The 10724-nt window shown below is 53.2% G+C and carries 10 protein-coding genes; 9 read left to right on the forward strand and 1 reads right to left on the reverse strand.

Translation table 11 applies throughout. The features are described from left to right. The first annotated feature begins 131 nt into the window (after nucleotides 1-131). From ABJQ89_RS02040 to ABJQ89_RS02075, 8 genes are all read left to right on the forward strand, one after another. Nucleotides 132-1022, forward strand: a complete 891-nt coding sequence (locus ABJQ89_RS02040) for a LysR family transcriptional regulator (protein WP_348494610.1) — start codon at nucleotides 132-134, stop codon at nucleotides 1020-1022. 67 nt (nucleotides 1023-1089) lie between these two features. Continuing rightward, complete coding sequence (leuB, locus tag ABJQ89_RS02045) at nucleotides 1090-2193, forward strand: 3-isopropylmalate dehydrogenase (RefSeq protein ID WP_348494611.1); 1104 nt, start codon at nucleotides 1090-1092, stop codon at nucleotides 2191-2193. Nucleotides 2194-2298: 105 nt separating this feature from the next. After that, a complete protein-coding gene (locus ABJQ89_RS02050) occupies nucleotides 2299-3252 on the forward strand; it encodes a DMT family transporter (protein ID WP_348494612.1) in 954 nt (317 codons plus the stop codon). Between the two features lie 18 nt (nucleotides 3253-3270). Then, complete coding sequence (locus ABJQ89_RS02055) at nucleotides 3271-3987, forward strand: SGNH/GDSL hydrolase family protein (RefSeq protein WP_348494613.1); 717 nt, start codon at nucleotides 3271-3273, stop codon at nucleotides 3985-3987. 227 nt (nucleotides 3988-4214) lie between these two features. Beyond that, the gene (locus ABJQ89_RS02060) at nucleotides 4215-5315 is read left to right on the forward strand and encodes an ABC transporter ATP-binding protein (RefSeq protein WP_348494614.1); all 1101 of its coding nucleotides are present in this window, start codon (nucleotides 4215-4217) and stop codon (nucleotides 5313-5315) included. Nucleotides 5316-5436: 121 nt separating this feature from the next. Continuing rightward, on the forward strand, nucleotides 5437-6546 hold the full coding sequence (locus tag ABJQ89_RS02065; protein ID WP_348494615.1) for an extracellular solute-binding protein: 1110 nt from the start codon (nucleotides 5437-5439) through the stop codon (nucleotides 6544-6546). Between the two features lie 68 nt (nucleotides 6547-6614). Beyond that, entirely contained in the window at nucleotides 6615-7895 is a 1281-nt protein-coding gene (locus ABJQ89_RS02070) for an ABC transporter permease (protein ID WP_348494616.1), read from the forward strand. Nucleotides 7896-7899: 4 nt separating this feature from the next. Continuing rightward, the gene (locus tag ABJQ89_RS02075; RefSeq protein WP_348494617.1) at nucleotides 7900-9078 is read left to right on the forward strand and encodes an ABC transporter permease; all 1179 of its coding nucleotides are present in this window, start codon (nucleotides 7900-7902) and stop codon (nucleotides 9076-9078) included. A 73-nt stretch (nucleotides 9079-9151) separates the two neighbouring features. Here ABJQ89_RS02075 and ABJQ89_RS02080 read toward each other — a convergent pair whose 3' ends face one another. Next, on the reverse strand, nucleotides 9152-10021 hold the full coding sequence (locus ABJQ89_RS02080) for a branched-chain amino acid aminotransferase (protein ID WP_348494618.1): 870 nt from the start codon (nucleotides 10019-10021) through the stop codon (nucleotides 9152-9154). Between the two features lie 150 nt (nucleotides 10022-10171). On the opposite strand from ABJQ89_RS02080, the gene ABJQ89_RS02085 reads away from it, so the two are divergent. Further along, nucleotides 10172-10678, forward strand: coding sequence for a MarR family transcriptional regulator (locus tag ABJQ89_RS02085; protein ID WP_348494619.1), 507 nt, complete (start codon nucleotides 10172-10174; stop codon nucleotides 10676-10678). The last annotated feature ends 46 nt before the right edge of the window (nucleotides 10679-10724 follow it).

The following is a 10724-nucleotide window of genomic DNA, read 5'->3' on the forward strand; positions in this document are numbered from 1 at the left end:
GCGCCCAAGATTAATACTGTCTGTGTCATGTCGTTCTCCTTTGTCATCTGAGAACAATTTGATCTATTCGATTGGCTTTGGGTATTTACCAAAATTCTAGATCATGTATTCATTTTTGAATGGATGGAGATTTGAACAAACTCGATTGGTCGCTCGTGCGGGCCTTCCTTGCGGTGGCTGAAACAGGCTCGCTTTCTGGTGCCGCGCGCAGCCTGTCGCAAAGCCAGCCAACCCTAGGGCGTCAAATAAAGCTGTTAGAAGATCAACTTGGGCTGCGTCTCTTTGAGCGACAACCGAGGGGCTATGTTCTGACGCCAACGGGGGAGAGCTTGCTTGAACCTGCAAAGGCGATGCGCACGGCCTTTGGGCAGCTCAGCCTGCGTGCGGCGGGACGGGATGATCGTATGCAAGGGACGGTGCGCATCACCGCAAGCGAGGTTATGGCGCGTCACGCGCTACCGCAGATTATCGCGGATATTCGAAACGCAGAGCCTGATATCCAGATCGAGTTGGTCCCGACGGATAGTAGTGAAAACTTGCTCTTTCGAGAAGCTGACATAGCGGTGCGTATGTACCGCAGCACGCAGCTTGATGTGATTACCAAACAAATCGGGAAAGCTGCGCTGGGGGTCTATGCGGCGCAATCCTATCTCGATCGTCATGGCACGCCTGAAAGTTTAGAACATATGTTCGATCATGTGTTGATCGGGTATGATCGTGATGACCGGATCATCCAAGGGGTGCGTGACATGGGGTGGCCCGTGACGCGTGATATGTTTGCGGTGCGTTGCGATGATCAGAACACTTACTGGGAATTGATGCGCGCAGGATGCGGCATCGGTTTTACACAACAGCTGCTTGCGAACCGTGATCCAGATATGGTGCGTCTGTTTCCCGAATTGCCGCTTGAACCACTTCCCATATGGCTCGCCGCGCCCGAGGTTATGCGCAGCACCCCGCGCATTAAGCGCGTCTGGGATCTATTAGAGAGCGGCATCACGGCGCTCTTCCCAGCTGCGTAACCTTGACCCTAGCGCCCCTTGTGGGTAGGGCCATGCGCAACAGATCAACCCAATTAGGAACGACGTTATGAGCAATCCATCCCTTCTCATTTTGGCCGGTGACGGCATTGGCCCCGAAGTCATGGCGCAGGTTCAGCGCGTCATTGGTTGGTACGGTGACAAACGTGGCCTGAAATTTGACGTAAGCGAGGACCTCGTTGGTGGCGCAGCTTATGACAAGCATGGCGTTCCATTGCACGACGACACGATGGCAAAAGCGCAAGAGGTGGATGCAGTTCTGCTCGGTGCTGTGGGTGGTCCTGCGTATGACGATCTGGATTTCTCCGTGAAGCCAGAGCGTGGTCTTTTGCGTCTTCGCAAAGAGATGGACCTGTTTTCTAACTTGCGTCCTGCTCAGTGTTTTGATGCGCTCGCGGATTTCTCCTCACTGAAAACAGAGCTGGTTGCAGGCCTCGATATCATGATCGTGCGTGAACTGACGTCTGGCGTTTATTTCGGTGAGCCACGCGGCATCTTCGAAGAGGGTAACCAGCGCGTCGGTATCAACACGCAACGTTATACTGAGGCTGAAATCGAACGCGGCGCGCGCTCTGCGTTTGAACTGGCGATGCGTCGCAACAAAAAACTTTGCTCCATGGAAAAAGCGAACGTCATGGAAAGCGGCATTCTATGGCGCGATGTTGTGACCGAAGTGTCCAAGGATTACCCAGATGTCGAACTGTCCCACATGTATGCAGACAACGGCGCGATGCAGTTGGTACGTGCGCCTAAGCAGTTTGACGTGATCTACACCGACAACCTCTTTGGCGATATCCTGTCTGATTGTGCGGCGATGCTTACAGGTTCGCTTGGCATGTTGCCCTCTGCAAGTCTCGGCGCGCCGATGGATAACGGTCGCCCGAAAGCGCTGTATGAGCCGGTACACGGGTCTGCACCTGACATCACGGGCCAAGGTAAAGCCAACCCAAGCGCATGTATCCTCAGCTTCGCAATGGCGCTGCGTTACAGCTTTGATGCAGGCGTTGAAGCTGATCGTTTGGAAGCTGCTGTTGAGAAGGTTCTCGCGGACGGTGTGCGCACCGCGGACCTGATGCAAGCGGGTGATGACCAGCCTGTATCCACGACTGAAATGGGCGATGCCATTCTTGCGGCGCTTGACGCGTCACTTTGATCTTTGATTGATCGATTTGTCCCAAGGCAGGGCGAAACACCTTGCCTTGGGACCCCACTTCGTGATGGATTCGGAAAAGATACCGCTAACATCCGAGGCTGACCGATGGGCAACAACACGAAGGGCGCTCTAATCGCGCTGCTCGCATTTGCGGTTTTTTCCACACATGATGTGATCGTTAAGATTTTGGGGGCGAGCTACTCTCCCTTTCAAATCGTTTTCTTTTCCGTTCTGCTCGGGTTTCCATGGGTCACACTCATGCTGATCCGCGACACCACGTCTGGCAATTTGCGCCCGCGCCATCCGTGGTGGACTGCGCTGCGGACTGTCGCGACCACGTGCACCGGTATCTCAGCCTATTATGCGTTTTCTGCACTGCCGCTCGCGCAGGTCTATGCGATCCTCTTTGCGACGCCCTTGTTAATTACGATCTTGTCTATCCCGATCTTGGGCGAGCAGGTTCGTTTGCGTCGTTGGTTAGCTGTTCTGGTTGGCCTGTCTGGCGTGATTGTTGTCCTGCGGCCTGGCGGTGAACCTTTGTCGCTTGGCCATGGTGCGGCGCTTTTGGCAGCGATGGGGAGTGCGCTTGCCTCTATAATCGTGCGAAAAATCGGGAAAGATGAACGCAGCATCGTTCTGCTGATCTTCCCAATGATGACCAACTTTGTCGTTATGGGTGCGGCGCTGCCTTTTGTGTATGAACCGATGCCGATTGAGCATTTGGTTGGAATTGCTGTGATGTCGCTTCTGGTGTTGATGGCCTCGGCGCTTGTCATAGAAGCTTACAAAGTGGGCGAAGCTGTTGTCGTCGCGCCGATGCAATATTCGCAGATCATTTGGGCGAGCCTTTTTGGCACGTTGCTCTTCAATGAAACGCTTGATGGATTCACGCTTGTCGGCGCAGCGATCATCATTGCTAGCGGGCTATATATTGTGTTGCGCGAAGGCCAATCAGATGCTTCCGAAAACACGCCTGTTCTGCGCACGCGGACACGGACGGAGACAGGGACCAGTTTGCGGATTGGTCCATTGATGCGCGCGCGGGGGAAGTTGAAGTAATGCAGGCTGCCTGCTGATATGGGTTTGTTTCCCCCTTTAGATATTTTTGCGCGCGCGGTGCTTGCGCCTGTGCTGATCTGGCAGGGGCTATCGATCCGTCGGCACGCCCTCGTCCTGCACGAAGCGGATGGCGCGCGCGAAGGAGTTATCGGTGATGGGGTCCCTTTGCGGCTTTTGATCCTTGGCGATTCATCAGGCGCGGGCGTTGGCGTGAACACCCAAGATGAGGCGCTCAGCGGTCAAATCACGTGCATTTTGTCTGCTAAACATCGTGTCGTTTGGAAGCTGATTGCGCGTACGGGTGCAACGACACGTGACGCAGACGCGTTGTTAGACGCAGCAAAAGGAGACGCATTTGATGTCGCGTTTCTAGCGCTTGGTGTGAATGATGCGGTGCGTTTGGTTCGGTTAAGGAAGTGGCGTCGGCAGCAAAGCGATCTTAGGCGACGGTTGAGAACAGAATTTGGCGTTAAGCAGATCGTTGTTACCTCAATGCCGCCCCTCGATAAATTTCCTGCTCTTACACCGCTTTTGCGTTGGGTGCTGGGCGCTCATGCCAAACGATTGGGCGACGCTTTGAGCAAGGATACTGCGACAGAGACCGATGTGGTTCAACTCGTCTTTGATGTTCCTTTTTCACCGGATCAAATGGCCTCGGACGGGTATCATCCTAACGCATCGACCTATGCGCTTTGGGGTCGCAAGGCAGCCGAGTCAATTTTGATGCATCACTAACGGATCAAACCGCGATTCTGACGAAATTTAGGTCAAGGCCGATTGACTGAAGTAAGGTGTCTTAACGTCAATCATCCTCAAAAAGACTCCTTTTTCAGCGAAAACGACCGAGTTTGTCGGAATCTCCTATTCGACTGACCTAAACGGTTGCTTTGATCTAATCGGCAGGCTTTATTCGTCAAAGCAAATGGCAAGGATAACTTGCAGCAACAGATGGGGAGCCTCTTTTGGCGGATAGTCATGCCGACGGCGCGTTTGTCGAATTTGATCGCGTGCAAAAAAGCTATGACGGGGAAAACCTCGTTGTAAAAGATCTTAACCTTTCATTGCCCAAGGGCGAGTTTCTCACGATGCTCGGGCCTTCAGGATCTGGCAAGACGACTTGCCTGATGATGCTGGCGGGCTTTGAAACAGCAACCCACGGCGACATTCGCCTTGATGGGAAGCCGATCAATAATATTCCACCACATAAGCGTGGCATTGGCATGGTCTTTCAGAACTATGCTTTGTTCCCTCATATGACGATTGCTGAAAACCTCAGTTTTCCGCTGGAAGTTCGCAAAATGCCGAAGGCAGAGCGCGAAAAGAAAGTGAAGCACGTTCTGGACATGGTTCAGATGGGTGAATTCGGTGGACGTCGTCCGTCGCAGCTTTCTGGTGGTCAGCAGCAACGGATCGCTTTGGCGCGTGCCTTGGTGTTCGAAGCTGAGCTGGTTCTGATGGATGAGCCGCTTGGTGCTTTGGATAAACAGCTGCGTGAGCACATGCAGTTTGAAATCAAACGGATTGCCGACAATCTGGGTATCACCGTTGTTTACGTGACCCACGACCAGACAGAAGCGCTGACAATGTCAGACCGCGTCGCTGTGTTCGAAGATGGTCGCATCCAGCAACTTGCGCCGCCAGATGAGCTTTATGAAAGCCCCGAAAACAGCTTCGTTGCGCAGTTCATTGGCGAAAACAACACGCTCGAAGGCACTGTTAAAGAAATCAAGAACGGCATCGCCTTGGTGCAGCTTGATGGCGGTGGCTTGATCGATTGTAAGCCTGTGAACGTCACTAAGGCAGGGGAGCGCACGCGCGTTTCGATCCGTCCTGAGCGCGTAGAATTTGATAAATCACGTTTGAGCGCCGAAGCGCATACGCTCAAGGCCGAAGTGCTCGAGTTTATCTATATGGGCGACATCTTCCGCACGCGTTTGCGCGTTGCTGGTAAAGAAGACTTCATCATCAAATCGCGCAATGCGCCGGATCAGGTTCGTCTTGAGCCGGGTAGCGAGATTGAAATCGGTTGGTTGGCTGACGACTGCCGTGCGCTCGACGCGTAACTGATTTCAAAGACATATCGTAGCGTGAACTACTCTCGCTGCGATACCTCAAGAGGTCCCTGATTTGTACCCGTATAGGGCACCTCAAAATCTAACACGGGTTACTAGGGAGAACGTATTAATGACGTTTACACGTACACTACTCACAACATCCGCATTGGTTGCTGTAGGTGGCGCTGCTTTCGCAGATGGTCACATGGCTTCTGACATGACACTCGTAAGCTGGGGTGGCGCATACCAAGCCAGCCAACAAAAAGCTTACGTTGAGCCCTATGCGGCTGCAAACGCTGGTGTGACAGCTGTTTGGGACGAAAGCTCTGCTGAAGCGGTTGCGAAACTGCGCGCGATGAACGAAGCGGGCAACATCACTTGGGATCTGGTCGACGTCGTTGCGGCGGACGCGATCCGTCTGTGCGACGAAGGTCTCGCGATGGAAATCAACGCTGACGAAGATCTCGCGGCTGCACCAGACGGCACACCAGCGTCCGAAGACTTCGGCGACCTATTGGTGTCTGACTGCTTCATCCCGCAGATCGTTTACTCTACAACGTTTGGCTACCGTACTGACCTCGTTGGCGACACAGCACCAACAGACGTTTGCGCTGTCTTCGACACCGAAGCGTACCCAGGCAAGCGTTCTTTGGAAAAGCGTCCAATCAACAACATGGAATGGGCTCTGATCTGTGACGGCGTTGGCAAAGACGACGTTTACTCTGTTCTGGAAACAGCTGAAGGCCAAGAGCGCGCTCTTGCGAAGCTCGACACGATCAAAGACGACGTGATCTGGTGGTCAGCTGGTGCGGACACACCTCAGCTTCTCGCAGATGGCGAAGTTGTTATGGGTTCCACATACAACGGCCGTTTCTTCAGCTTGATCGAAGAGCAGAAGCAGCCAGTTGCGATGCTTTGGGACGCTCAGGTGTTTGACCTTGACGGTTGGATCATCCCAGCAGGTCTTCCAGAAGATCGTCTCGCACGTGTCAAAGACTTCGTGAAATTCGCGACAGACACACAGCGTTTGGCTGATCAGTCCAAGTACATCTCTTACGGTCCTGCGCGTCTGTCTTCAGCGCCGCTGGTTGGTAAGCACGCTGATCTGGGCATCGACATGGCACCACACATGCCAACAGACCCAGAGAACGCAAAGAACACGTTCCTCTACAACTACGAGTTCTGGGCTGACTACCGCGACGATATCGACGCGAAATTCCAGGCATGGTTGGCACAATAAGCCGATTTTGACTTTCGAGGCGGGCCGCTCTGGCCCGTCTCATCCCCCTCTTGTTCCCGAGGACAATGATGACAAGCGTTCCTGATACATCTTCATCTGGCAAGGTTCTTGCCGCTGATGGCACCCCGCTCAAACAATCTTTGAACCGCGCATTGCGCCGTCAAAAACTGCGGGCGTTGGCGTTGATTGCGCCGCTTCTTATCTTTGTTCTTGTGTCCTTCGTGGCACCAATCCTCGACATGCTGTTTCGCTCTGTCGAAAACCAACTGATCTCTGACAACCTGCCCGCGACGGTCGTTGCGTTGGAAGAATGGGATCCGACGTCAGGCGAATTGCCCAGCGAAGCTGTTTACGAAGCTTTTGCAGGTGATCTTCAAGCGGCCATTGCGATCAAGATGCACACACGCATCGGTTCACGTTTGAACTATGAAAAGCCCGGTATTTCATCGCTGTTCCGCAAAGCGGGACGGCAAGTGAAGAAATGGGATGTCCCGAACGATGGCCCTTATAAAGAGAAGTTCATTGATCTGAACAAAGGCTTTGGCGACGTCGAAATTTGGCGCACTATGAAGACGTATAGTGGTGCTTACACTAACGGTTATTTCCTGAATTCGATCGATATGCAAAAGGGCGCTGATGGCGCAGAGATGCGGCCAGAGAACGAGCGAATTTACATCAAGTTGTTCATTCGAACCTTGATCATGTCGCTGGTTATTACGTGTTCCTGCATCGCTCTTGGCTATCCCGTCGCTTGGATTTTGGCGAACCTGCCAGCGCGCACAGCAAACCTTTTGATGATCCTTGTGTTACTGCCCTTCTGGACCTCGCTTTTGGTGCGAACCTCTGCTTGGAAAGTGATGTTGCAACAACAAGGGGTGGTGAACGATACGCTCGTGTGGCTGGGCCTCGTTGCAGATGACAGCCGCCTTGCGCTGATCAACAACCAAACAGGCACGATCATCGCGATGACGCATATCCTGCTGCCGTTTATGATTTTGCCGCTCTATTCCGTAATGCAAACCATTTCGCCAACCTATCTACGCGCGGCAAAATCACTTGGCGCGACCAATTGGACGGCCTTCTGGCGAGTCTATTTCCCGCAGTCGGTGCCCGGTATCGGCGCGGGGTCCATCCTCGTGTTCATCTTGGCGATTGGCTACTACATCACGCCAGAATTGGTTGGCGGCACCAAAGGTGTCTTCATCTCCAACCGGATTGCCTTCCACATCTCAAGCTCGCTCAACTGGGGGCTCGCGGCGGCGCTGGGAGCTATCCTGCTCGCGGTGGTGATGGCGCTCTATTGGGCCTACGACAAGATCGTCGGCATCGACAACGTAAAGCTGGGATAAGATCATGGCAGCACTCACACCTATCTCACGCAAACCTGCGTCGCTCGTTGTACCCTCAGTTGCTGCTGCGGGAGCGATCGCTGGTATCTTTATCGGCGCAGCGCAAGGATCAGCTTTTCTTGGTTTCGTTCTTGGCGGCGTATTGCTGGCAGTTATCGCTTTTGTCGCGATGCAAGATATGCTCCCTGAAAAGCTCTTTCGTTGGATCATCCTCGCAGGATTTGCAATTGCGGGCCTGTTGCTCGGTGGTCTTCCTGCCCTTATCATCGGTGGAATTTTCGGCTGGTTCTTTGGCTGGTTTACTTATTGGATTTATGAAGGGCGCTATCGATCCAAGCTTGCGCCCTATCTCACACCCGGCCAAGTCCTGTGGCATTTTACATTCCGGGTAATTTGCGGTGCGATCTTTACCTTCTTGATCACACCGATCATCGTCGTGATGCCGCTTAGCTTTAACGCGCAAGACTTCTTTACATTTACGCCTGAAATGCTGCGATTTGATCCAGCTGGCTACTCGCTCAAACACTATCGCGATTTCCTGACCAACGCGGAATGGACGGGTGCAGTTTGGAACTCTCTGCGCATTGCGCCTGTGGCGACGGTCATTTCTGTCTCGCTCGGTACACTGGCGGCAATCGGTCTGAGCCAGGCACATGTTCCAGGCAAACGCGCCATCATGGCGATCCTGATTTCGCCAATGATTGTGCCGCTGATCATTTCTGCGACAGGTATGTATTTCTTCTATTCCAAGATTGGTATCGTCGGCACCTATTGGGGCGTTGTGCTCGCGCACTCTGCACTTGGCATTCCCTTTGTCATCATCACAGTGACAGCGACGCTTGTGGGCTTTGACAACTCGCTCACACGTGCGGCCGCGAATATGGGCGCCGATCCTGTCACGACCTTCTTCAAGGTGCAAATGCCGTTGATCTTGCCGGGGGTTATCTCTGGTGCGCTCTTCGCGTTTATCACGTCATTTGACGAGGTTGTTGTGGTGCTCTTCATTGGGTCCGCCGAATTGCAAACCTTGCCGTGGCAGATGTTCACGGGTCTTCGCGAGCAAATCAGCCCGACCATTCTGGCCGCCGCGACGATCCTTGTTGGTATTTCCATCGTGTTGCTGACAGTGGTTGAAATGCTGCGCCGCCGCTCTGAACGCTTGCGCGGCATGAGCCCGAGCTAACAAACTTCAAATCTCGAAACGAAAAAACCGGCCTCAAAAGGGCCGGTTTTCTTTTTGTCTAGTGTTGCGTGGCTTAGGCGCGTACGAGCTTTTCATAGGCTTCTGCAACTTCGCGCGTCAGCTCACCTACTTCAAAGTGATAATCACCGATTTGCCCAACAGGTGTCACTTCGGCAGCGGAACCTGTCAGCCAGCACTGCTCAAAATCAGCGAGCTCCTCTGGCAGGATGTGGCGTTCGTGGACCTTGATCTGGCGATCTTCGAGAACACCGATGATTGTTTGGCGCGTGAGACCATTGAGGATGGAATCTGCCAAAGGCGTATGCACTTCGCCGTCTTTCACGAAGAAGATATTCGCGCCTGTCGCTTCGGCCACGTAGCCGCGATAGTCGAGGAACATCGCATCAGAGCAGCCTTTGGCCTCTGCCGCGTGCTTTGACATCGTGCAGATCATGTAAAGGCCAGCGGCTTTCGCGGCGACTGGGATCGTTTCTGGGCTCGGGCGCTTCCATTTTGCGATGTCGAGTTTGGCACCCTTCATCTTGGCATCGCCATAGTAGTTACCCCATTCCCAAGCCGTCACAGCCATGCGCACAGGGTTGCGTGATGCAGCGACACCCATATCAGCGCCAGCGCCACGGAAACAAACAACGCGCAAATAGGCGTTCGTCAGACCGTTCGCTTCGAGCGTCGCTTTCTTGGCGGCTTCGATCTCATCAACGGTGTACGGAATTTCCATGTCCATCAACTCGCCGGACTTGATCAGGCGTTCAGAATGCTCACGGCTTTTGAAAACTTTACCGTCATAGCAACGCTCGCCTTCAAAGACGGATGACGCGTAATGCAATGCATGGGTCAGGATATGCACGTTGGCATCCCGCCAATCGACGAGTTCGCCGTCCATCCAGATTTTACCGTCGCGATCTGCATATGAGTCAGACATAGTGCTCTCCTTTCCTTTTTTCATTTGTTGCGCTAGATAAGCCCGATATGGACATAATATTGCGCCAAAACTATGAATCGCTAACAGTCTGTTGTTGGAAAGTCAATAAAGCTGACTTATAATTTTGAAAGATCTAAGAAAAGGCCTCCCATGTCCGAACGCAATCCACCGCAGCATAGTGATATGCTTTTGTTCTTAACGGATGAGCAACTGCGCCAAGGCATTGAAGCCATGTTCTTTGCTTATCAGGGGTTCACTGCCGATCCGGATCGTATTTTGGCCGACTTGGCCTATGGGCGTGCGCATCATCGCGCCGTGCATTTCATCAACCGTGCGCCGGGAACGACGGTTAATAATCTGCTTGGGATACTGGGTGTCACCAAGCAATCGCTAAACCGTGTTTTGCGTACATTGATCGAAGATGGTTTGGTGGAAAGCAAAGTTGGTCGTAAGGATAAGCGCGAACGCCATTTGTTTTTGACGACGGCTGGTGCAGAATTGGAGCGAAAATTGTCTGATGCTCAGCGTGCGCGCATGCGTGTTGCGTATCGCGATGCAGGTCCAGAAGCTGTGACTGGTTTTCGTGCCGTACTTGAGGCTATGATGGACCCAGAGATGCGCCGGAAGTCGCGCGCGCTAAAGGAAAGTAGTACATGAGTGATCCAGACGCCCACCTGTTGATAGTTGATGACGACGAGCGCAT

Source organism: Planktotalea sp. (genome assembly GCF_039984035.1).
Lineage (GTDB): Bacteria > Pseudomonadota > Alphaproteobacteria > Rhodobacterales > Rhodobacteraceae > Planktotalea.